Source organism: Fibrella arboris (assembly GCF_041321095.1).
Taxonomy (GTDB): Bacteria; Bacteroidota; Bacteroidia; order Cytophagales; family Spirosomataceae; genus Fibrella; species Fibrella arboris.
Map to the genome: position 1 here is coordinate 126,401 of NZ_JBGGWE010000001.1, position 22,048 is coordinate 148,448.

At 53.9% G+C, this 22,048-nt stretch carries 20 protein-coding genes; 16 read left to right on the plus strand and 4 right to left on the minus strand.

The window, feature by feature from the left end; all coding sequences use genetic code 11:
* The first annotated feature begins 72 nt into the window (after positions 1-72).
* Both ACAW75_RS00465 and ACAW75_RS00470 read left to right on the plus strand, forming a co-directional pair.
* On the plus strand, positions 73-507 hold the full coding sequence (locus tag ACAW75_RS00465; protein ID WP_370726689.1) for a nuclear transport factor 2 family protein: 435 nt from the start codon (positions 73-75) through the stop codon (positions 505-507).
* Between the two features lie 118 nt (positions 508-625).
* Positions 626-2,029 carry a glycoside hydrolase family 28 protein gene (locus tag ACAW75_RS00470; RefSeq protein WP_370726690.1) on the plus strand — a complete coding sequence of 468 codons (1,404 nt, stop codon included), beginning with the start codon at positions 626-628 and terminating at the stop codon, positions 2,027-2,029.
* A 108-nt stretch (positions 2,030-2,137) separates the two neighbouring features.
* Here the strand turns inward: ACAW75_RS00470 and ACAW75_RS00475 are convergent, their stop codons facing one another.
* The 3 genes from ACAW75_RS00475 to ACAW75_RS00485 form a co-directional block, all read right to left on the minus strand.
* Entirely contained in the window at positions 2,138-3,079 is a 942-nt protein-coding gene (locus ACAW75_RS00475) for an NAD(P)/FAD-dependent oxidoreductase (RefSeq protein ID WP_370726691.1), read from the minus strand.
* Positions 3,080-3,498: 419 nt separating this feature from the next.
* Positions 3,499-5,652: a hypothetical protein gene (locus ACAW75_RS00480; protein ID WP_370726692.1), complete on the minus strand. Its 2,154-nt coding sequence runs from the start codon at positions 5,650-5,652 to the stop codon at positions 3,499-3,501.
* A 163-nt stretch (positions 5,653-5,815) separates the two neighbouring features.
* Complete coding sequence (locus tag ACAW75_RS00485; RefSeq protein WP_370726693.1) at positions 5,816-6,910, minus strand: GntR family transcriptional regulator; 1,095 nt, start codon at positions 6,908-6,910, stop codon at positions 5,816-5,818.
* Positions 6,911-7,176: 266 nt separating this feature from the next.
* Here ACAW75_RS00485 and ACAW75_RS00490 point away from each other — a divergent pair, with 266 nt between their 5' ends.
* The 8 genes from ACAW75_RS00490 to pseF all read left to right on the plus strand — a co-directional run bounded on the left by ACAW75_RS00490 (position 7,177) and on the right by pseF (position 14,459).
* Entirely contained in the window at positions 7,177-8,058 is an 882-nt protein-coding gene (locus ACAW75_RS00490) for a hypothetical protein (protein ID WP_370726694.1), read from the plus strand.
* A gap of 105 nt (positions 8,059-8,163) precedes the next feature.
* Positions 8,164-9,180, plus strand: coding sequence for a UDP-N-acetylglucosamine 4,6-dehydratase (inverting) (gene pseB / locus ACAW75_RS00495; protein ID WP_370726695.1), 1,017 nt, complete (start codon positions 8,164-8,166; stop codon positions 9,178-9,180).
* A gap of 87 nt (positions 9,181-9,267) precedes the next feature.
* Positions 9,268-9,567: a hypothetical protein gene (locus tag ACAW75_RS00500; protein WP_370726696.1), complete on the plus strand. Its 300-nt coding sequence runs from the start codon at positions 9,268-9,270 to the stop codon at positions 9,565-9,567.
* A gap of 94 nt (positions 9,568-9,661) precedes the next feature.
* A complete protein-coding gene (locus ACAW75_RS00505) occupies positions 9,662-10,075 on the plus strand; it encodes a helix-turn-helix domain-containing protein (RefSeq protein ID WP_370726697.1) in 414 nt (137 codons plus the stop codon).
* A gap of 4 nt (positions 10,076-10,079) precedes the next feature.
* Positions 10,080-10,496, plus strand: coding sequence for a hypothetical protein (locus ACAW75_RS00510; protein WP_370726698.1), 417 nt, complete (start codon positions 10,080-10,082; stop codon positions 10,494-10,496).
* An 8-nt stretch (positions 10,497-10,504) separates the two neighbouring features.
* Positions 10,505-11,701 carry a UDP-4-amino-4,6-dideoxy-N-acetyl-beta-L-altrosamine transaminase gene (gene pseC / locus ACAW75_RS00515; protein ID WP_370726699.1) on the plus strand — a complete coding sequence of 399 codons (1,197 nt, stop codon included), beginning with the start codon at positions 10,505-10,507 and terminating at the stop codon, positions 11,699-11,701.
* The gene (locus tag ACAW75_RS00520) at positions 11,698-13,365 is read left to right on the plus strand and encodes a hypothetical protein (protein ID WP_370726700.1); all 1,668 of its coding nucleotides are present in this window, start codon (positions 11,698-11,700) and stop codon (positions 13,363-13,365) included. The genes pseC and ACAW75_RS00520 overlap by 4 nt, the downstream gene beginning before the upstream one ends.
* A 395-nt stretch (positions 13,366-13,760) precedes the next feature.
* A complete protein-coding gene (pseF, locus tag ACAW75_RS00525; protein WP_370726701.1) occupies positions 13,761-14,459 on the plus strand; it encodes a pseudaminic acid cytidylyltransferase in 699 nt (232 codons plus the stop codon).
* Here the strand turns inward: pseF and ACAW75_RS00530 are convergent.
* Positions 14,456-16,042 (minus strand): FAD-dependent monooxygenase, encoded by a 1,587-nt coding sequence (locus ACAW75_RS00530; protein WP_370726702.1) that lies wholly within the window; start codon positions 16,040-16,042, stop codon positions 14,456-14,458. The two genes, pseF and ACAW75_RS00530, sit on opposite strands and share 4 nt — an antisense overlap.
* 324 nt (positions 16,043-16,366) lie before the next feature.
* On the opposite strand from ACAW75_RS00530, the gene ACAW75_RS00535 reads away from it, so the two are divergent.
* The 6 genes from ACAW75_RS00535 (at position 16,367) to ACAW75_RS00560 (ending at position 21,967) form a co-directional block, all read left to right on the plus strand.
* Positions 16,367-17,305: an NADP-dependent oxidoreductase gene (locus ACAW75_RS00535; protein WP_370726703.1), complete on the plus strand. Its 939-nt coding sequence runs from the start codon at positions 16,367-16,369 to the stop codon at positions 17,303-17,305.
* 216 nt (positions 17,306-17,521) lie between these two features.
* Complete coding sequence (pseG, locus tag ACAW75_RS00540) at positions 17,522-18,517, plus strand: UDP-2,4-diacetamido-2,4,6-trideoxy-beta-L-altropyranose hydrolase (RefSeq protein WP_370726704.1); 996 nt, start codon at positions 17,522-17,524, stop codon at positions 18,515-18,517.
* Positions 18,518-18,833: 316 nt separating this feature from the next.
* Entirely contained in the window at positions 18,834-19,160 is a 327-nt protein-coding gene (locus ACAW75_RS00545) for a hypothetical protein (protein WP_370726705.1), read from the plus strand.
* Positions 19,126-20,469 (plus strand): GNAT family N-acetyltransferase, encoded by a 1,344-nt coding sequence (locus ACAW75_RS00550; protein WP_370726706.1) that lies wholly within the window; start codon positions 19,126-19,128, stop codon positions 20,467-20,469. The genes ACAW75_RS00545 and ACAW75_RS00550 overlap by 35 nt, the downstream gene beginning before the upstream one ends.
* Before the next feature lie 40 nt (positions 20,470-20,509).
* On the plus strand, positions 20,510-21,565 hold the full coding sequence (gene pseI, locus ACAW75_RS00555) for a pseudaminic acid synthase (RefSeq protein WP_370726707.1): 1,056 nt from the start codon (positions 20,510-20,512) through the stop codon (positions 21,563-21,565).
* Positions 21,566-21,664: 99 nt separating this feature from the next.
* Positions 21,665-21,967 carry a hypothetical protein gene (locus tag ACAW75_RS00560; RefSeq protein ID WP_370726708.1) on the plus strand — a complete coding sequence of 101 codons (303 nt, stop codon included), beginning with the start codon at positions 21,665-21,667 and terminating at the stop codon, positions 21,965-21,967.
* The last annotated feature ends 81 nt before the right edge of the window (positions 21,968-22,048 follow it).

Sequence of the window (22,048 nt, forward strand, 5' to 3'; positions counted from 1 at the left end):
TGCGATCCCCGACAGCGCAAAACAATAACATTAACCCAATCGACTAACCACTTTTTAAACCAAACCCCAATAATGAAAACCCTCCTCTTCTTCGCCGCTACGCTGGCCGTTTGTACTTTTTCTAACACAACCGCCTTTGCTCAGAAAAATGAAAAAGGCGTTGCCGATGCCGTTGAAAAGCTGCGCAAGGCCATGATCGACCCCACCGAGGCAAACCTGAACGAACTTGTTTCCGATAAGCTGACCTACGGCCATTCAGGCGGCAAAGTTGAAGACAAAGCTGAGTTTATTAAGGCGCTGGTGAGCAATGACTCCGATTTCAAGACCATCGACCTGACCGAGCAGACCATTCAGATCGTTGATAAGACTGCCCTGGTTCGCCATGTCTTAACTGCCGTTACGGCCAATAAAGGTGTGCCTGCCACGGCGCATATCGCTGTACTGCTGGTTTGGGTATACGAGAAAGGTGCCTGGAAAATGGTGGCCCGGCAAGCGGTTAAAGTGTAGTTTTTATCAGTCAGATTGTTTCGCGTTGTCGGTTGCTGACGCTAGGCCCTTCGACTAGGCCGGTTCGCCGCTGCGATCCCCGGCAACGCGACGTTACCACACAGCTGATTTCTCCAACATGATCCACCTCCTCCTGTTTCTTTCTCTCCTCCTTCCTGCTCCAGAAAGAGCAGCACCACCCGCCTGGGTAAAGCAGGTAGGCGCACGCACCGCACCGTCGAAGAAAACCATGTTCTCCACGGCCAGCTTTGGTGCGGTTGGGGATGGCAAAACAGTAACGACGAAAGCCATTCAGCAAACGATTGATGCCTGTGCGGCGAAGGGCGGAGGTGTGGTGACCTTTACACCAGGGCGGTATCTGACCGGCTCACTGTTCCTGAAAAAAGGGGTTACGCTACACCTCGACAAAGGCGTTGAACTACTGGGTAGTCAGTCGCTGGCCGATTATCCGGAGATCGATACACGGGTAGCGGGAATCGAAATGCGCTGGCCAGCGGCGTTGATCAACATCATCGATCAAAAAAACGTAGCCATCACCGGTCAGGGTATTGTTAACGCACAGGGTAAACCGTTTTGGGACAGCTACTGGGCCTTGCGGAAAGATTACGAAGCGAAAGGCCTCCGCTGGATTGTCGATTACGATGCCAAACGCCCCCGCACGCTGCTCGTTTCCGGCTCGTCGGATGTAACGCTGAAAGGCATTACGCTCCAGCAGGCGGGTTTCTGGACAGTACATATCCTCTATTCTGACCACGTCACGGCCGATGGGCTGGTAATTCGGAACAACATCGGCGGACATGGCCCCAGCACCGACGGTATTGATATCGACTCGTCGACCTACATCCTCGTAGAGCACTGCGACATCGACTGCAACGATGATAACTTCTGCCTCAAAGCTGGTCGCGACTGGGATGGACTGCGCGTGAATCGGCCAACCGAGTATGTACTCATTCAAGACTGCGTGTCTGGGGCGGGTGGCGGGCTGATCACGTTTGGCAGCGAAACATCGGGTGGTATCCACCACGTCATGGCGCGCAACCTGACCGCCAAAGGCACCGGCGTGGGTATCCGCCTCAAGTCGGCCATGACGCGGGGTGGCACTGTGTCTGACATTTACCTGGAAAACATCAGGATGGACGACGTGGGGGTTCCGGTGGAGGTGACCCTGAACTGGAACCCCAGCTACAGCTACTCGACCTTGCCCGCTGGTTACACCGAAGCCACTTTACCCGCCCACTGGAAAGCCATGCTCGCTAAAGTGGAACCCGCCGAACGGGGAATTCCGCACATCAAAGACGTGCATATTTCCGGGTTGAAAGTAACCGGTGCCAAACGCGGCATTATGGCGGCGGGCCTGACCAATTCACTGCTCGAAAACTTCACACTTACCGATGTGAGCATCGCCACCAACAACGCTGGTCAGATCGATTACGCCAGGAACTGGACGGTAAAAAACCTGAACATCACCGCCAAAGACAGCAAACCCATCCTGGTGAAGAACAGCGACGGCTTGAGCTTGTAGGTACGCTTAATGCTTTACGAAAAACGAGGTACGTTGCCGTTATAGATATGGGCAACGTACCTCGTTTTTTCTTATCCATCTTGTTTCGCTAGTCGTGCATTTCAGCGTCTAGCCCTTAACTACAGCCAGATTAACACGTTGCCTGAGGTCTTCGGTAAGCAACTCCCGGTTGATCCAGGCGGCGGCTTTAGACCCATTCGCGATGGCAATCGCCACTTGTCGGAAGGGGGACGTAACATCACCGGCCGCAAAGACGCCGGGTACGTTGGTTTCGCCAAATTCAGACGCCTGAATCAAGTTGTTTTGGGTCATAATGCAACCCAGCTGACCGGCGATGTCGGAATGATGATGGAAAGGGACACGGGAGAAAATGGCTGTCGGATGTGCCCGCGTTCCGTTGGTGAAGCGCAGTGCCGTTAGCTGGCCCGCATCGTGTTCAAGAGCCGCAATGGGCATCTCCACGATGGAAATAGAGAGTTGTTCCAGTGTTTGCCGTTGGGCGCTGGTCAGCGTGGAAGGGCCATTGGTATAGAGCGTCAATTGACGGCTCCAGTGCTGAATAAGTGTAGCCATTTCGTAGCCCGGCTCGCCATTGGCCAATACACCCAGCGGCTGGCTGTGTACTTCGTAACCGTGGCAATACGGGCAGTGCAACACCGATATACCCCAGCAATCGGCAAAGCCCGGCAGGTCGGGCATGATGTCGGCTACCCCCGTTGCCAACAACAGCTTTCGGGCTGAAAAGGAAGCACCGCCAGCTGTTGCAACAGCAAACCCGCCAGGCAACTGTGCGGCCGAAACGACTGTATCAGCCAGAAATTGAACGGTTGGGTAGTTTTCCACCTGCTCGCGGGCAATAGCAGAAAGGGTACTTGGCGTTTCGCCATCGCGGGTTAGAAAACCATGCGAGTGGGGCGTTTGTCGGTTACACGGCTTCCCCGCGTCGATCACCAGCACCCGGCGAAGCGAGCGGCCAAGTAGCATGGCGGCGCTCAGTCCGGCATTGCTTCCACCAATAATAAGTACGTCGTAGGCGTGTTCACTGTCCATCTTGAAGCATGTGTTATTCTTTTATGCAACTATGTTGCAAATAGACAACATACTTCACTCCTATCAAAGAAACCGTCTATAATTTAACGTGATTTATAGATAAAATTAGCGTTAACTATCTGGTAGTTAGTGAAATTGCTGACGCGTAGCCCTCCGACTAGGCGTCAGCTATACTGTCCAAGTCTCTTCCATACTTCACGTTAATTTATTGCAGTCTAGTTTCTATAAGGCGCTAGCCATAGCTATAAGTACCAGAAAGACAGCCATGAACTGTTACTACATCGTTAGGCCATGCACCCTGCTATCGTACACAGATTATGCTGATCAAACGGATTTATACGGATTCTTGGCTTTAAACCGATTAGCTCCGCTTCAACCTGGAATCCGTTTGATCAGCGTAATCCGTGTTCCCATAATCCCTACGGCATTTTTGCCAGATTTTCCCAGCGCACTATCCACTTGCCATTTTTCGGGAAGCCGGGCGACAACGTACCTGGGCCATTATCCCAACCGGCGCACATCATGGCTATGGCCGTAAGCAGGCCACCGTTGCCGGGGAGGTATATGCGGAGGTTATCCCGCTGGTAGTTATGGCCGTTGTGCAGGAAGGTGTTTTTCGTTACCGGCATCAGCAGGGCATCGATGGCTTTGTCGGGTTTGCCCAGGCGGGCGGCGGTCATGGCTACGAGCGGGTAATCCCAGCCCCAGGTGCTTTCCCAGTTCCAGACGGTCATGATCTTGTCGAACGTGCGGGCCATCGTGGGTACGTCGAGCGAGGGCGTTTTGGGCATATAACCATACGCGCCCAGCACCGCCGGGTGGTCGGTCATGAATTCGGGATTGGTGTACGAATCGGGCGCACTTTCGGCGGCTAGATAAAGGCCATCCTGCGTGGGAAAGGGCGACAGCCCGGCCAGTACCTTGTCCCATGCCGGGTTGCGGGGCATACCCAGCCGTTCGCGCCACTGCTGCGCGGTAGTGAGGCCCCACCACCAGTAGGCCAGCTCGAAGGGCGGGTTGTAGGTGCTGGCGTATTTGAAACGCTCCTGCGCCGGAATCATGCCTTTGCCCAAAATGTAGTTACCCTTCTGCGGGTCGAGCCAGGCGTAGGAGGCCATGAAATCGGCCGTGGCGAAGACCAGGTCCTTGTAGGTGTTCAGCGTTTTCCGGTCGTGGTGATTCCGATAAGCCAGTTCAGCAAAATAGATGAAATGCGGCTGCTGCCAGATCAGAAACGGGCCAATCGGCGAAGGGCTTTCGTGGCCAGCCTCGTCGACCATTTTCTGCCACCGAACGCCCTTGAACCCTTGCCGTTGCGCCAGATCAGCCGCGCCGGGCCGGGCTACGTTGTACCAGCCCAGGCTTCTCTCGAGCAGTGCGGGCCGGTTCCAGAGGGGAAAATGGGCCGCGTGCCACCAGTGCATCTCCAGGTGTGGCTTGCCGTACCAACTGTTGTAGGTGAGGCCCGTTTCCTGCGGCGGAATAGAACCCGAACACTGTATTTTGGTCAGGTACTGCGACAGCACGATCCGCCGCTCCAGTTCCTTCGCCCGTGGGTCGGTACTGCCCGACAGATCGACGGCCCCGCCTGTTGTCCAGAACGATTGCCAGTGGATTTGATTGGTCTGCAGCGTAGCGGCAAAAGTAGGTTGGGCTGTTTTTGCTGGTGATGCGCCGGCGGTAAACCGGCACGTGAAATCCAGCGTCGCGGCCGATTTATCAGGGATCAAGGCAAACTCGTGGGCCTTCACTTCACGAACCGTCGCTTTACCCGCCCAGGCGAGGGCGGTGGTGTAGCGCGTGGTGTCGAGCTGGCGTTCCAGCATAACGGCATTGGCATTTACTGGCCGCAGTCGGGTGGTGTGGCGGGTAGGTTTGCTAAAGTCAGGAATTCCTTCCCAATCCGTAGCGCCATAGGGGAAACGCACCGTCACCTGCAACTGACCGGCCGACACCAGCGGGGAACGTACCTGAACGGCCACCATATCCTGCGCGGGATGGCAGATCGTCACCACATCGACGGGCTGGTTACCAACCTCGAAATGGCTTCTGATTTCGCCTTTCCACATATCCAGCGTCTGCCGGATGTTCCGCAGGTCGGCCATCTGAACAGCTGTTCCATCCGCTTTTTTCAGGTCAAAGCCGATCATCCCCAAATGCAGCCGGTGCGGATTTTCGCGGAAGTAATTCGAGACGGCTTCCTGCCGCCCCGCTCCTTTGATTGAGAACGTGTACGGTACTTTCCGACCGTGCTGATCAATCGGGTTGTACACTTCGCTCAGCTTATAATCGCCGGGATTGGGCACGGCATGCCAGCCCCATTGCGATTGCGTACCCAGCGGCACGGCGTCTTTGTAATAGTCGGGAAACGTTTGCAGGCCCGTGGCATCGACCGTGAAGGCAAACTCGCCATTCCCGACCGACACGGACCCTAACGTATCAAACCGGGTGTTGATCACAGCATGACGGCCAACCAGCGCCTTGCGGTCGATTTTAGGCGATGAACCCGTTTGTGCAATGGCGAGGCTGGCGGTTGCCAGCAAAAAGATGAGTGAGGAAAGAAAACGCATCATGTGGAGGTATCCTGAAGCTCCAGCTTCGGGCGTATACAGTGGTTCTCTCCCAAAGCTGGAGCTTCAGGATACACAAAAAGAAGCCCATCAGAGACCTAATGGGCTTCTCACGTTTATGAGAATTGAAGCTTACTTAAAAATCAAAAGGAAAATACTCAGTACTTTATAATGATCCGCGGCGTATCATATAAAATGGATTCTTCACCTTTATGTGTTTATTGTCGAGCAGCAGCGAGGCAGTGGTGTAGCCCATCGCTTCAAAGTTGGTACTTACCACGGTGATGTCCAGCAACTCTTTGAGCGTCGTGTCGTTGAACGAGATCATGCCGATTTCGCGGCCCAGCTGAAAATTCGTTTGCCGCACTTTCTTGACCAGTTCCGACAGGTCCATTTCTTCAACCACCACATAGGCTGTACCGGCCTGGAGGTGCTCATTCAGGGCGTTCTCCTTGATGGCAAACTCTTTATCGGCATTGATGCAGAACGACCGGAAACCGCGGGCAATCTCGACCGGGTAATTTCCATCGCTGGGCAGCACCAGCACCATCCGGTCGTACTTTGTCAGCAGATCCTGCGCCGTTTCCAGTGCCTCCCGGATGTCTTTATCAAAATTCTGATGAACGCTCAGGATAGTACCCGGCAGTTCAGGTACGTCCTTGTCGAGCAGCACCAGTTGGTTCGACGGGATCGATTCAAGCACCTTCATGTAATTGGCTTTGTCGAGATCCTGCGTGAAATGGGGCATTATCACATAATAGTTGTATTTGCCGAGGTTCTCCTCAATGATCTCCTGAAAATGCTGGGCACTATAATGGTGAATCTGAAGGTCAACGTTGGCCCGGTCGCCAAGGGCTTTCAGAAAGGCGTAATAAATGATTTTCTTGTATGAACTAAGCTTATTGAAGACCAGCAGAATTTTCAGTTTCTGGGCGTCGTTGGCCTGCACATAATAGCCTTTCCCCTGCACCGACGTGATATAGCCCCGCTCCCGAAGCTCGCGGTAGGCTTTCTCGACGGTATCGCGGGCCAGGTAATATTCGATGCTCAACTCACTGATTGACGGCAACTGTTCGCCTTTCCGCAGCACCCCCCGACCAATATCCGTAATGATCGACTGCACAATCTGCTTGTACTTGGGCGTCTTGTCTTTCGGGTTGAACTGAAGCTGATAGATCGGTATAGATGTACCTGGATATACATCGATGAAATCATACGACTGGCGGCGATGACGTGGTTCGATGGCTTGTCTTTGTAACATAGCTAGTAGAATAGATACATTCGAGCAATGATAAGAAAGTAGAATTGCACCAAACCAGCGGGTTGAGTGGTAGGTTAATTTTTGTCAGTTTTTAGACAGAACCAAGAAAATATCTGATTTTATTTATGCAAACGTTGCCGGGAACGTTGCCAGTACGCTACTCGCTCTTCCGGCCTTTCAGGAGGGGGCTGGTAACCATGTAAAAAGCAACGAACGGGTATTCCAGCCATTATGGTATTTTTGCAGGCCCATTGGCGGGTGCTTTTATGCTCGAAACCATCGTTAACTCCGCTTCTCATCAGCTTGGCCGCTTTGTCGATACCGTGTTGTCGCTGCTGAAAGTGCTTATTAAATCCCGCTTTTCGGTTGATATTCTCCCGCCGCAGCGCCCTGTCTGTTCCATTCTGGGCAATGGCCCGTCGCTTCGTCAATCGCTTGATACTGACCTTACGTTTATTCGACAAACCGAGACGATCTGCGTGAACAACTTCGCGTCGTCGCCTGAATATGCGCAGCTACAACCCATGAATTATGCCCTGCTCGACCCGGCCTTTTTTCTCTACAGCGAGCAAAATAATGGCCGGAAAGACGTAGAGAAGACGATTCGCTGTATGATCAACCTCACCATTTGGCCCATGAACCTGTTTGTGCCGCAGTCGGCGCGGGGGAGTTATCTGGTGAATCAACTGCACGGCAGGCACCCAACGGTGCGCGTTGTGTTCTACAATTACACCGTGGTACGTGGATACGCCTGGTTTCGGCACTTTATTTTTCAGAAAGGCTGGGGCATGCCGCAGTCGCAGAATATCCTGGCGGCCTCGCTGTACCTGGCCATTACGCGACGTTTCAAAGAGGTCTATCTGTTCGGCGCCGATCATTCATGGCACGAAGAAATCCGCGTATCCGATACCAATGAACTGCTCATTAAACAGGAACATTTCTACGATAAACCGGGTGAGGCCACCCACATTCCCGTTTACGACGTCGTGAAGAAAGAAACGTCGCGGATGTCGGCGCAATTTGCCTCGCTGTCGAAAGCGTTTTACAGTTACGAGATCCTGCGCGACTACGCTGCTTCGCTCGGTGTTCAGGTGCTGAACGCCAGCGCAAAAAGCTACGTTGATGCGTTTAAACGAGTTAAAATTTAGTCATTACGCTTCGCTGTCATTAAGTAGTCACTAGCTGCGCCGTCGTTATTTGCATTGACAACAAATGACCACTTAATGACGGCGCAGCTTAATGACCCTTCTCCTATGCTTGATCTATCAAATAAATCCATTCTCATTACCGGCGGTACCGGTTCGTTTGGCAAGAAGTTCGTCGAAATAGTGCTACAGCGCCATCCTGAGATCAAACGGCTGGTAGTGTACTCGCGCGACGAGCTGAAGCAGTTCGAGATGAGTCAGACGTTTTCGCCCAGCCAGTACAAAGCCATGCGGTACTTCATTGGTGATGTGCGCGACGGCGAACGGCTGAAACGGGCCTGCGAAGGCATCGACATCATCATCCACGCCGCCGCGCTGAAGCAGGTGCCCGCCGCCGAATACAACCCGATGGAGTGCATCAAAACCAACGTCTTCGGTGCCGAAAACGTGATCAACGCGGCCCTCGACAACGGCGTACAGCGCGTGGTGGCCCTTTCGACCGACAAAGCCGCTGCGCCGATCAACCTCTACGGAGCCACCAAACTCTGCTCAGATAAGCTGTTCGTCGCCGCCAACAACATGAAAGGGTCGCGCAACCTGACCTTCTCGGTAGTGCGCTACGGCAACGTAATTGGCTCGCGGGGGTCGGTGGTACCGTTCTTTCTGGAAAAGCGGAAAGAAGGTGTACTGCCCATCACGCACAACGACATGACGCGCTTCAACATCTCGCTCGAAGACGGGGTTGACATGGTGTTGTATGCGCTGGAACATGCCTGGGGCGGCGAAATCTACGTACCCAAGATTCCGTCGTACCGGATTACCGACGTGGCTACGGCCATTGGCCCCACCTGCAGGCAGGTGCTGGTAGGCGTTCGTCCCGGCGAGAAGCTGCACGAAGAGATGATCACCGAAACCGATTCGCTCAACACCGTTGAAACGGAGCGTTATTATGTGATCACGCCCTCAACGCCAACCTGGGAAGTAGACGATTACCTGAAGGCGTTCAACGGCAACCGGGTGGCCGAAGGGTTCAAATACAACTCGGGCACCAACACCGACTGGCTCACTGTGGAGCAACTCCGCGAGCAGATCCGCGACCACGTTGACCCTTCGTTTAGCGTTTAAGGTCAATGCTCAATGGCTCCGTTAGTCAATGCCTATAGAGCCATTGTCCGCTCTTCCGAAGGTTTGTTTAGCTCGAACTAAACTTTTATGGCTAAATTTGATTTACGAAAAGTAGAAGCAGTTCAAGCTAAGCAAGAGGTTGATGAGTTAGTCATCGATGGTCAAGGTCAACTAGAAGCCTTCAAGCAAGTGATACTTGAAAAACATAGTAACTATTTGACAGAGTACGAGACGATTGTAAACTATGTACAGTATCTGGCCGATGGGAATGGCTTGCCTGATACAAAGTTCAAGGATGTGACCCCGGTTGGTACGCTAGTTAAAGAGTATGAATTCAAATCCAAACACCTTCGCCTTTACGCAATAAAAAAACTAACGGCAAGATAATTGTACTTGGTGGATTGAAGGCCGATCAGAAAAAAGATTTTAAACGCTTCAGGTCGTTAAAAGATCAGTACCTTAACTCTATATAATTCAGATTATGACACGAGCAGAATTTTTAAGTAGCAAAGGTTACTGGTTGTCCACAATCCAACTTAATTTATATGCTCAATTAGAAGAGTATATGAAAGATAACAACCTTAACCGTACGCAACTGGCAGAAAAACTTGGCGTTACAAAGGGATACGTATCACAGATTCTAAATGCTGATTTTGACCACAAAATCAGTAAGCTGGTTGATCTGGCACTAATGATGGGGAAAGCTCCACAAATAAGCTATACACCACTTTCCGAGTATATCAGTAGGGATGAAATGAGCGCATCCAAGACCGTGTTTACTCTGTCAATAAATAGCAGAGCATTAACCCGAATGGAAGTAATAAAAAACACGGAGAACGATGGTGGAGTGTTTAGCGGCAATGAGAGTATGTTTAGCAATAGACAATTAGCTTAGTCTTATGAACACTCACATAGACGCAAGAATACAATTAATAAAGGATATTCATATTTCTATCCGAAATGAAGAAAATATAAATTTAGATAACTTAACTGTTAGGATTGAGGGAGGGCGATTTTTTCTTTCTTTTGAGGATAAAGAATTGACATTTGAAACTGTGATAAATTATTTTGACGGAAAACCAACTGATGAATCACTCCCGGTTTTGACGTACAAAAACCACACAGTTTTTTTTGTAGCTAACATAGATGAGATAGTGCAGGTAGAAAATGGATCTCCATACATGAATAAAGGACATATTAAAATTTTTATGGATGCAATCATTCCTACTATAAGAGGAATACTGGTAGAAAAAACGCGAGGAACAAGTCTAGAAAAGGCATATCTACCTTTAGTTCAAGGCGAAAAAATTAGTTAAATAACTCTGTGCAAAGCACCCATCCCATCCCATACGGCCGTCAGCATATTACTGATGAGGATATTGCGGCGGTAGCCGAGGTGCTGCGCGGGCCAATGCTCACGCAGGGCCCCGGCATCGGCGCGTTTGAAAAAGCGTTTGCCGAGTATATCGGTGCGCCCTATGCCGTGGCCGTTTCGAACGGAACGGCGGCGCTTCACCTGTGCTGCATGGCGCTGGGCGTGGGGCCCGGCACACGGGTCATCACCACGCCGATCACCTTCTCAGCCTCGGCCAACTGCGTTCGCTATTGTGGCGGCGAGGTCTACTTTGCCGACATTGACCCCGCGACGGTCCTGCTGGATGTAGAGGCCGTTCGGGCGCTGATCGAATCGAAGCCCGCTGGTTATTTCTCCGGCCTTATTCCCGTCGATTTCGCGGGTTATCCCGTTGATATGGCCGCCTTCCGGGCGTTGGCCGATGCGCATGGGCTGTGGCTGCTGGAAGATAGTTGTCATTCGCCGGGTGGTTCGTTTGTCGATGCCGACGGACAAACTCATCGCTGCGGTGATTCGTCGCTGGCCGACCTGGCTATTTTCAGTTTCCATCCCGTGAAGCACATCGCCTGTGGTGAAGGCGGCATGATCACGGCCGGTACCGAAGCGCTGTACAACCACCTGATGCGGCTACGTACCCACGGCATCACCAACAAACCCGGCGATTTTACGCCACCCTACGACGGTGAGCCCGAACGCGGCGGCTGGTACATGCAACTGCAGGAACTGGGCTATAATTACCGCCTCACCGACATGCAGGCCGCGCTGGGCCTCAGCCAGTTGACCCGCGCTGACCAGATGCTGGATCGTCGCCGCGCTATTGCCGCCCGGTACGATGCGGCCTTTGCTGGCACACCGCGGTCCGGCGTTTCGGTGCAGACCATCATTCCGCCCGAAACGGTGGGCCATGCCTATCACCTGTACGTCATTCAGGTCGATGATCGCAAGGGACTGTACGATTACCTGCGGACAAAAAACATCTTCGCGCAGGTGCATTACATTCCGGTGCATACCATGCCCTATTACCAGGAACAAGGGAATAAACCTGGCGATCATCCCCTGGCCGAACGCTACTATAGCCGCTGCCTGAGCCTGCCCATGTATCCCACGCTTACCGACGAGGAACAGCAATATGTGATCGATGAGGTGCTGACGTTCGTGGGCCAATGAAACGGGGATTGCTCTGGGTAGCCGCTGCCATTCCGGTGCTCTATTATGCCGGCCTGGTGCTCTGGTACGCCTACGATTTCCCCTACATGGACGATTACCCGGTGGTCGTCGATTTTCTGAACCGACTGCCTGCCGCCGAGACTTTAGGCGCAAAAGCATCGCTGTTGCTGGAACAGAACAATTTCCACCGACTGGTGCTGGCCAAGCTCATTGCCTGGGTGAACGTGGCCCTGACGGGTTCGGTCGATTTTCGGGTGATGCAATATGTGGGGTTGGTGGCTTTGCTGGGTACGTCGTGGTTGCTTTATCGGAGCGCTGAATCATCGGCCTCGATTGATCGACCTGACCATTACCCGGTCACTACCGAAGCTGGAGCCGGGCGGCGTTCCGCGTCGGCGTTACGGCTGCCTGTTTGCTTCCTGCTCTTTCAGTTTCAGGGCTGGAACGTGGCCTTCTGGAGTATGGTGGCGGCTTCGAACGTAACGGCGCCGGCGCTGGCGTTGCTGGCCATTTATCTGGCCAATCGTCGTCGCGAGGGGTGGGCAATTGGTGTGGCGTTCATTGCTTTATTCACCAATGGAAATGGTATGCTGGTGTTGCCGATTCTGGTACTGGGCTGGCTCTTTCAGCACCGCTGGCGGTGGGCGCTGGGTACGTTGCTGATCACGATACCAGCCCTGCTTTACTATTTTCACGGTTACCAGAACCCATCGGGGCTGCTCATCACCCAATTGCTCAGCGTGGCGCATCTGAGGCATCTGCTGGCGCTCGATACGGCTTTTCTGGGCGCTATTGTGTACCACCCGGCCGTGGCGTGGTTGCCCATTCTGCTGGGTAGCGGCACCATCATCTGGGCCATCTATCTGCTCTGGATACGGTACGACCGGCTAAATCCAACGCTGTTCTGGCTGCTTGTTTTTCTGCACCTGACGGGCCTGATGCTGGCCGTGAACCGGATTCAGAACGACACCAGCATCGTCTTTGCCTCGCGTTACCGCAACATCACGGCCCTGCACATGGCGGCAACGTACCTGACCGTCCTCGACGTGCTCATCCGGCGCGACCTGCCCTGGCGGGGTATTCGGCTGGCCAACTGGTTTGCCGGTACCGTTCTGGCCGGGACGGTTGGGCTCTGGGCGGTGTCGAACTGGACGTACCTGAGCAAGATCGAGCGATTCCGGGAGCTGAAACAAACCGATAATTTGCTCTGGCAACGCTACGGCCAAATTCGAGCCTGTGCGCCACAGTATGAACCCGCTTCCCGATTAAGCGATCTGGCCAACCGAGGGGCCTTTCGACCAAAACCAGTATCACTGACAGCACTGGAAAGTCGGCCGGTGGTTGTTTCGCCAAGCACGACATCCGGTGATTCACTAGCGTATGGCATCGATATCCGGCGGCGCGATGAAGGGTTTCTGGTTGTCAGCGGCTGGGCGAAGGTGGCTGGCCGCAAAGCCAATTTCAACGATACGTTTGTGGGCGTGAAAACGGCGAAAGGCTGGCAGTACTACACCACGCTCTTCCATCAGCGGCTCGACAAGGACGATTCGGCCAATGACAAAGACACGGGTTTTACGGGCATCATCCCCGCCGCGCAACCCACCGATTCCCTCGCTCTCTTCGTCCGCTCAGGCAACTACATGGCGAAACAAATGGTACGCTGATTTTGACAGGAACACGGATTAGGCGGATGCTGATGGTACCGAAACGGCGGACCGTGCGGATTTAGAGGATAAAACGGATTTTCGCAGAATTTTAGATTAAAGCGGATTTGATCGATTGTCAAACTAATCTCTACCAACTTAATTCTTTGATCATTGTAAAGTAGCAGCGCTTTTGTCATCCCGACGGCAGGAGGGGTCGTGAGTTTAGCCTAGCCATACTATGAAGAACCATCAAGATCCTTCCTGCCGTCGGGATGACAAAAGCGCTGCTGTCTTATGCCTATAAGTTAAATTGGTAGAGTTTTAGCGGAGCTAATCCGCTTTAATCTAAAATCCGCGTAAATCCCTTTTTATCCGCCCAATCCGCACGCTCCGCCGCTGCGGTACCATTCATTATGAAGACACTCTGCATTATTCCGGCACGTGGCGGGAGCAAACGCATTCCACGTAAGAATATCCGGCCGTTTTTGGGGTCGCCGATCATCGCCTACTCCATCCGGGCGGCGCAGGAGTCGGGGCTGTTCGATGACGTGATGGTATCGACGGATGATGCCGAGATTGCCCAGCTGGCGCAGCTCTATGGCGCGGCGGTGCCGTTTGCCCGGTCGGCCGATACCGCCAATGATTTTGCGACTACCGCCGCCGTGTTGACCGAAGTGCTGAACACCTACGCGCAGCGTGGGCAGCACTTTGATCGCGCCTGCTGCCTGTATGCCACGGCTCCGTTCGTTACGGCCGCTAAACTTCGGGAAGCCTTCGCCAAACTGGAATCAGGCGCGTTTGATACCGTATTTCCGGTGGTGCGGTTCAGCTTTCCCGTCCAGCGGGCCGTTATTTTTCAGAACGACCGCCTCGCCTGGCTCGAACCCGATCATGCCCTCACCCGGTCGCAGGATTTACCGCCCGCTTTCCATGATGCCGGTCAATTTTATTGCGTCAACGTACCCAGCTTCCTCGAAACGGGCCAGTTGCTGACCAGCAACACCAGCGGTATCGAAATTTCGGAGCTGGAGGCGCAGGATATCGATAACCTTGTCGACTGGCAACTTGCTGAACTGAAGGTAAGGCTCTTGGCTCAATCCCGATCGGCTTAATTGGTTGTCGGTATGGTAGAAGCCGCCGGGTTTAGGTGCGTCAGATAAGCGCGGATATCGGCGGCAGATAACCTCCGCGACAGCGTAGCTATGTGATTATCGGGGCGGAGCAGCACAGCAAACGGTTTATCTACGCCAAACAGCTCAACCACCCGCGGGTACAGCGGGATCACATGGACGTCCAGCCAGTGGCTATGTTCGCCACCTACCGACTTTTCCAGGGCCCGGTGTTCTTCGCTCCCATCCGAAAAAAGAAGCAGGTGGAACATTGGCGCGGTGAGCCGGTCGTACACCCCCACCCCATCCACCAGAAAGTACGGCATCCGGTCACCTGCTTTTACCGGCAGTGCCTGGTCGCCATCATGCTGACTCAGCGAACTAGCCCGATAATTGACACCAATCATAGAAATGGTCGGGAAAATGGCCGCCCGCGTCGCGTCGAATTGCGTAGCCAGCCCGGCCAGCGTAGGGAACAGCTTATCCCGGAAGAACCGGATGTACCAGTTGTCGGCCGAAGCGATGTCGAACAGCTGATCGGTCGATTTCAGCAGGTTCTTTGCGTTGGCCAAACGCTCTTCGTTGTACGTATCCAGCAAGGAGGGCTGCGCGTAACCGTTCAGGACAAAAGCCATTTTCCAGGCCAGGTTATACGCGTCCTGAATACCGGTGTTCATGCCCTGTCCACCCGCCGGGGTATGCACATGCGCCGCGTCGCCCGCCAGAAAGCAACGCCCCGCCGAGAACTGTTCGGCATGGCGGGTGTGTACTTTATAGGTCGATAACCACCGCACGTTTGTGATGGCGAGCGGGCGTTTGCTCAGCGTTTTCACCCTGACGTCGAGCGCCTCGTGCGACATGGCATCGGTCTGGCTGGTGTCGTATTCAGGTACGTTGCCGATCAGCCGCCAGCGTTTTTCGCCTTCCATCGGAAACATGAGCATAAACGAATGCCCGCCGAAGGTGCCGTAGAAGCTCATCGGCTCGGCCTCGAACTCCATGTCTACATCAGCCACGTAAAACAGCCGGGGGTTAGTCGACCCGTCGAAGCCAAGGCCGGTCAGGTGCCGGGTTGTACTGCTGGCCCCATCGCACCCCACCACATACCGGGCCTCGACGTGCAGCACTGTTCCACTGGCTTCCTGTAGTTCCGCCAGTACGTGCTCATCAGACTGGGTCAGGCTTGTCAAACCGGTTTGCCAGCGGACGGCTTTCCCGTGGTTCCGCAGGTGATCATACAGCAGCCGTTCGGTTTTGCTTTGCTCAAAGGCCAGCACGAACGGGAACGGGCTCAACTGACCGCCTATGTCGGCGAAGTTCAGCCGGGCACTTACGTCACCCTCGTGCAACAGCGTCACCTGCTGAACGACGGATCCATGGGCAATGGCCTGCTGCGCCAGGCCAAGCTGGTCGAAGATCTCCATCGTGCGCGCATGCACCACCATGGCTTTCGACAGCTCTGTTGTGCCCTCCTTCTGGTCAACGATCAGGCAATCGATGCCAAACCGGCCCAACTGCGCCGCCAGTGACAGACCGGTTGGGCCTGCGCCAACAATGAGTACATCCGTTTTAAGCGCTGTTTCCATAGAGTTTCCGGTTTGAAAATGAGCCGTTTAGCCGTTCGGCGCCTAGCAAAAATAATCATTTACCTTACGATTCGCTCATTGCCTGGGAGAGGCCCCCATAAGCCTAGGCCTCTGCTAAATGCGTGAGTTTTGAAAGGCTTGCTTCTGGTTAGTTGCTTCGCGAGCTAGTCGAAGGGCCTAGCTCGCGAAGCAACTAACCAGAAGCAAATCCAGCGTTGAGCAACGCGCTATATATCAACCATTTACTGATGTGATTGTCCATAACTCACGCTAGCCAGAAACAGAGAGGTGTATCTGCCTTGTTACGTTAGAAAAAGCGATCAGATGCAAGCTTACATCTTAACGGGTACCAACGGCCCCGACTCACTCCAGCTCACCAACGTACCTACCCCCACGATTAGCGCCAGCGAGGTGCTGGTCCGGGTTAAAGCCATCAGCCTCAATCCCGTCGATTATAAAACGGCACGGGGCAAAGCCATGTGGAACACCCTTTCGGCGCAGCTGCCCGTAATCGATGGGTGGGACATTGCCGGGGAGGTCACGGAAGTGGGGGCCGACGTGACCGAGTTTACTGTTGGCGACGCCGTCTTTGGCATGGTTAATTTCCCCGGTGCCGGTCGCGCCTACGCGGAGTATGTAGCCGCTCCGGCTGATCATCTGGCGCATCAGCCTGCCAACGTCAGCACCGAAGAAGCAGCCGGCGCTACACTGGCGGCCTTGACCGCCTTTCAGATCATGGAAAAAGCCAATGTACAGGCTGGTCAGCGAGTGCTGATACACGCGGCTGGCGGAGGCGTGGGTACGTTTGCCGTTCAATTCGCCAAAGAGCGCGGGGCCTACGTACTTGGCACGGCCTCGGCACCCAAACGCGATTTTGTGCTGTCGCTGGGCGCCGACGAGGTAATCGACTACACGCAGGTACGTTTCGAAGAGGCGATCGAGCCCGTCGATTTCGTCTTCACGGGCATTGGCAACGATATTCCGGCGCGTTCGCTGCCGATCATTAAGCCGGGCGGCAGACTGATCAGCATTGCCGGGGGCGTCACCCCCGAAGTGACCACCCAGGCCCAGGCCAGCCAGATCGATGCATCGGCTTTCATGGTGTCGTCGAACGGGGCCGATCAGCGGGCCATTGCCGACCGGCTAGCCGACGGCCGCCTGCATTCACACGTGTCGCAGACCGTTCCTTTTTCACAACTCCCGGATGCCCTTCGGCAGTTGGAAGCGGGTAAAACGCAGGGCAAACTTATTGTGACCCTCTAAATCGCAACCAAACAACGCATTGGCGGAGTAGCCAGGTACGTTCAACGTCTTAATCCTGCCCAGGATGGCGCCGTGACGCTGTGGCTTGTCTTCCCTGTCGTTCGTCGATAAAGTAACCTTACAGTCGCATTGTGGCTCCGTTCACTAGCAAGAGGCGCGGCAGGGCGGCGTTCATGTTGTAGTTTTGTCGTTTCCGATTGTAGCGACCCCACTAGCATGAAACGAATTCTCTTCCGCGCCGACGGCACCACACAAACGGGTATGGGCCACATTATGCGTAGCCTGGCCCTCGCCGACATGCTGAGTCCGGCCGACGAGAGCGCCGAGGCTGGTTTCGACCGGCGGTTTGCTATTCATCAGCCCTCGGCGGCGGTGCTGAAGACCATCACCAAACAGGGAATCCCGGTCAGTACGCTGGACACAACCAGCCTCGACGAGTTTCTCGGGCAGGTCACGGCCGAAGACGTGGTTGTGCTTGATGGATACGGCTTCGACGAGTCGTTTCAGCGGACTGTGCGGAAACAGGCGCACAAGCTGGTGTTTATCGACGATCTGATGCTGGGAACGCAGGTGGCCGATGTGGTGATCAACCACGCGGGCGACGTAACGCCTGCCGATTACCAGACCGAATCCTATACGAAACTGCTGCTCGGCGCCCCCTATGCCCTGGTCAATCCGGCGTTCCGGCAAAAAGCGCAACCCAAAGACGGCGAAAACAAAGCCTTCGTGAACATGGGCGGGTCCGATCCGCATAATGTCAGTCGTGAGGTGGTGGAATTGCTGCTGACCCAGAACGCCGAACTGAAGGTGACGGTTGTGCTGGGTTCGGCCAATCCCCACGCCGACACGTTTGCCGATTTGCCAAAAGACCGATTAAGCGTTCAACAAAACCTGTCGGCCAAGCAAATGGCGCGCGCTATTGGGGGTAGTGGCCTGAGCATTGTGGCCGCCAGTACCATTGCCTACGAAGTAGCCACGGTGAGCCGCCCCATGATCATCATTCAAACGGCCGACAACCAGAGCCGACTGGTATCGTTCATGCGCGACCGTCACCTGACGCTGGGCGCGCTGACCCTGCCTATTGCCCCTGATAAATTTGAGGCGGCTGTGAGCAAAGCCCGCCTGACGCCTACGGTATTCAAGCAACGCCTCGTGTTCGACGGTAAAGCCGCCGACCGGTACAAGCAGCTTTTCACGCAGTTATGCGCCTAAGAAGTTGTTTGAGTTAATTTTTCGTCGCGTAGCCGCACCGGCGGACCGGACTTAATGTTTGTAGAAAATTGAGTTGATTTAGTTTCCTTCCGTCGCGTAGCCGCACCGGCGGACCGGACTTAATGTTTGTAGAAAATTGAGTTGATTTAGTTTCCTTCCGTCGCGTAGCCGCACCGGCGGACCGGACCTAACAATCTAGCGTTTTGTTGGGTCCGGTCCGCCGGTGCGGCTACGCGACGATTTTGCTAACTCAAACAGCTTCTAAACCTTATCGGCGTAATTTTTGTACCTTTAGTAAGCGCAACTCGCAACGACTATGGAATCAGCAAAGACACTTCCGGTGAATGACGAATTTGGCTATCAGCGATTTGCGTTAACGGAAGCAGCGTACGACCTTGTCAACAAACTGACCGCTATATATAGTCGGTTAAGCGTCCGTGAAGGGAAAGGCGAACTGTCTGAGAGCTATGCGGCAAAAGCTGACCAATTGCAGGCAGGTTTATCTACCTTCCAGTGGTCGGACGTTTCCCAGTTAAAACTTCTTGTCGCTCAACTTTCAGCAGAATATAAGCAGATTATTCGGATAGAGTCCGGTCAGCCAATGCCCAATGCAGCCCAGCCAAAGCGATTACAAACTATCTGATACTGAAAATCATACCATTTTTATTGAGCAAATCGAACCCCGGCTTTCGGCCCGCTCGTTGCTTTCAGATAAACCCATCGCTATTTTTCTAGGTGGTCAGCCTGGCAGCGGTAAGTCGAGTTTGGCTATTTATTACCGGCAGCAGTTTGCTCAGCCTGGCATCGTCATTGTTAATTCTGACGCTCTTCGGGAGTTTCATCCCGACTACTCAACGTTGCAGTCTATACATCCAGAAAGAGCTTCTTTTTTAGTCAATCTGGACACTGTAATTTGGCAACGTAAACTAATTGAGTCGGCCAAGCTCGCCAGGAAAAACATATTGTTAGACGGAACTCTGGGGGGCGATCTTGAGCCAATCAAGCAAACTATACAGCAGTTTCAGCAGGTTGGGTACGTTGTTGGTATAAGCCTAATGGCTGTTCCTGCTTACCAAAGCCGATTAGGTATTTACCAGTGTTACCACGATCAGGTAGAGCGTGAAGGGCATGGCCGTTGGGTAGGTATGGGAACGCATGAGTCAGTGTATGACCAATTACCTGACCGAATTGATCAGTTGGAGCAACAACAATTAGTTGACCAAGTATCAATCTTCACCCGCCCTGTTGGTAATCAACCACCTAATCTGCTTTATGAAAACCGATTGACAAACGGGAAATGGGCGCATGAAACGAGGGCGGGGCAGGCATTAACAACACATAGAAATCGGTTACTGACATACGCCGAGTATAAGGCCCACAAAGCCGTTATTGAAGACGTGCATTGGCAACTGGAGCAGACCGCCCAGCCCCCCGAAACGCTAGGTGAGTTTCTAACGAATGTGGAACAGACGACCATCCGGCACCGGGTAGCCACAACCGCCGACGCTCGCCTGTATTTCGCCTGGGCAAATGATCCGATTACGCGACAGCAATCATTCAATTCCGCACCAATCTCATGGGAAGCCCATGAAGCATGGTTTACGCGAAAAGTAAACGACCCTGACGCATTATTGCTTGTATTCGAGACGAGCGATAACGTACCTATCGGGCAGGTACGTTTCGAGCGTTCCGACGATGAACTCACCGCATCCATTGGTGGCTTGTGGCCTGAAACTATCAGCCTATCCATAGACGCGCAGTTTCGGGGGAAAGGCATAGCGGCGGTGCTACTTGAAGAAGCCTGCGACAGTCTACGCAGAAAAAAAGGACCTGTACCTGTTACTGCCTATATCAAACTTGACAATGCTGCTTCGGTTCGGGCGTTTGAACGTGCTGGATTCATTAGGCAGGATTCCGGCCAGTCAGACCGGCTCCGATTGGTAAAACACTAAGCAGAAAGCGGTAAATTTGTGGCATACAATTTTCGCAAGTATGTTTCAACCCATTCAGGTTGCCCACTATACGATCTCCCCGCAGCACCGGCCGTTTGTGATCGCCGAAATGTCGGGGAACCACAACCAGTCGCTCGACCGGGCGCTGGAACTCGTCGACGCGGCGGCGGCGGCGGGGGCACACGCCCTGAAACTTCAGACCTACACGCCCGACACGATTACGTTTAACGGGCAGTCGGACGAGTTTTTTATTCGTGATAACCAGTCGCTCTGGGCCGATAAGAACCTGTACAAACTGTATCAGGATGCCTACACGCCCTGGGAGTGGCATGGACCCATTTTCGAGCGGGCCAGGCAGCACGGCATGGTGGCCTTCAGCTCCCCGTTCGATACCACAGCCGTTGATTTTCTGGAGTCGCTGAACGTACCCATCTACAAGATCGCGTCGTTCGAGAACACCGATCATATCCTGCTGAAGAAAGTGGCCAGTACGGGCAAACCAGTGATCATGAGCACGGGGGTTGCCACGGTGGCCGACATGGCCGAATCGGTGAAGGTGCTGCGCGATCATGGCTGCACGGAACTGATCCTGCTCAAATGCACGAGCACGTACCCAGCCACACCCGAAAGCACCAACCTGCGCACGATCCCGCACATGAGCCAGCTGTTCAACGTACCCGTGGGCCTGTCTGACCATACAATGGGGATTGGCGCATCGGTGGCGGCAACGGCCCTGGGCGCCGTCGTGATCGAGAAGCATTTCACCCTCCGACGGGCCGATGGCGGTGTCGACTCGGCCTTTTCGCTGGAACCCGACGAACTACAAAGTCTGGTAGTGGAGACGGAACGGGCGTTTCTGGCCATGGGGCAGATCAGCTACATTCCGACGCCGAAAGAGCAGAAGAGCCTCCAGTTCAAACGGTCGCTCTACGTGGTGCGCGACATAGCGGCCGGCGAAGCGTTCACGCCGGACAATGTGCGCAGCATCCGCCCGGCCAACGGCCTGCACACCCGCCACTACGACGACGTGCTGACAAAAACCGCGTCGCAGCCCATCCGCGCCGGCACCGCGCTGTCGTGGGAGCTGATTTCATAACACACGGTTAGGCTGATGTACCATCAGCCTAACCAAAACATGTTAACACTCTGATGAGTTGACGGATTAGCAAACACCAGTACCGACCTACATACGACATTGGCAAAGAAGAAACCTACCCCCGCAAACCCCGATGAGCAGGAAAAGCCACGGGTGCATAAAGAACTCGAAGGGTTCAACATCGAGATCAATTCATTTGGCGAGATCGTCACCAGTTTCGAGATCGACAAGATCAACCAGTTCCTGAACCGAACGGTCGATGATAAGAAACTGCGCCATCGCGACGACCTGAAAACCCTCAAAGGCGAAGCCGCTGACGGCGACGAAGACGAGATCGTAGACGAAGACGACGAAAAACTCTTCGACGATACCGACGATATTCTGCCCGATCACGAAAAATAGCGTGATACGGTTGCTTTGTGGTGTAATGTGTTGCTGACGCGTGGCCCTTCGACCGCAAAGCAATACAGCATAAAGCTGATT

Coding starts and splice junctions, on each gene's coding strand:
- ACAW75_RS00465 (WP_370726689.1), top strand. CDS start 73: ATGAAAACCCTCCTCTTCTTCGCCGCTACGCTGGCCGTTTGTACTTTT.
- ACAW75_RS00470 (WP_370726690.1), top strand. CDS start 626: ATGATCCACCTCCTCCTGTTTCTTTCTCTCCTCCTTCCTGCTCCAGAA.
- ACAW75_RS00475 (WP_370726691.1), bottom strand. CDS start 3,079: ATGGACAGTGAACACGCCTACGACGTACTTATTATTGGTGGAAGCAAT.
- ACAW75_RS00480 (WP_370726692.1), bottom strand. CDS start 5,652: ATGATGCGTTTTCTTTCCTCACTCATCTTTTTGCTGGCAACCGCCAGC.
- ACAW75_RS00485 (WP_370726693.1), bottom strand. CDS start 6,910: ATGTTACAAAGACAAGCCATCGAACCACGTCATCGCCGCCAGTCGTAT.
- ACAW75_RS00490 (WP_370726694.1), top strand. CDS start 7,177: ATGCTCGAAACCATCGTTAACTCCGCTTCTCATCAGCTTGGCCGCTTT.
- pseB (WP_370726695.1), top strand. CDS start 8,164: ATGCTTGATCTATCAAATAAATCCATTCTCATTACCGGCGGTACCGGT.
- ACAW75_RS00500 (WP_370726696.1), top strand. CDS start 9,268: ATGGCTAAATTTGATTTACGAAAAGTAGAAGCAGTTCAAGCTAAGCAA.
- ACAW75_RS00505 (WP_370726697.1), top strand. CDS start 9,662: ATGACACGAGCAGAATTTTTAAGTAGCAAAGGTTACTGGTTGTCCACA.
- ACAW75_RS00510 (WP_370726698.1), top strand. CDS start 10,080: ATGAACACTCACATAGACGCAAGAATACAATTAATAAAGGATATTCAT.
- ACAW75_RS00520 (WP_370726700.1), top strand. CDS start 11,698: ATGAAACGGGGATTGCTCTGGGTAGCCGCTGCCATTCCGGTGCTCTAT.
- pseF (WP_370726701.1), top strand. CDS start 13,761: ATGAAGACACTCTGCATTATTCCGGCACGTGGCGGGAGCAAACGCATT.
- ACAW75_RS00530 (WP_370726702.1), bottom strand. CDS start 16,042: ATGGAAACAGCGCTTAAAACGGATGTACTCATTGTTGGCGCAGGCCCA.
- ACAW75_RS00535 (WP_370726703.1), top strand. CDS start 16,367: ATGCAAGCTTACATCTTAACGGGTACCAACGGCCCCGACTCACTCCAG.
- pseG (WP_370726704.1), top strand. CDS start 17,522: ATGAAACGAATTCTCTTCCGCGCCGACGGCACCACACAAACGGGTATG.
- ACAW75_RS00545 (WP_370726705.1), top strand. CDS start 18,834: ATGGAATCAGCAAAGACACTTCCGGTGAATGACGAATTTGGCTATCAG.
- ACAW75_RS00550 (WP_370726706.1), top strand. CDS start 19,126: ATGCAGCCCAGCCAAAGCGATTACAAACTATCTGATACTGAAAATCAT.
- pseI (WP_370726707.1), top strand. CDS start 20,510: ATGTTTCAACCCATTCAGGTTGCCCACTATACGATCTCCCCGCAGCAC.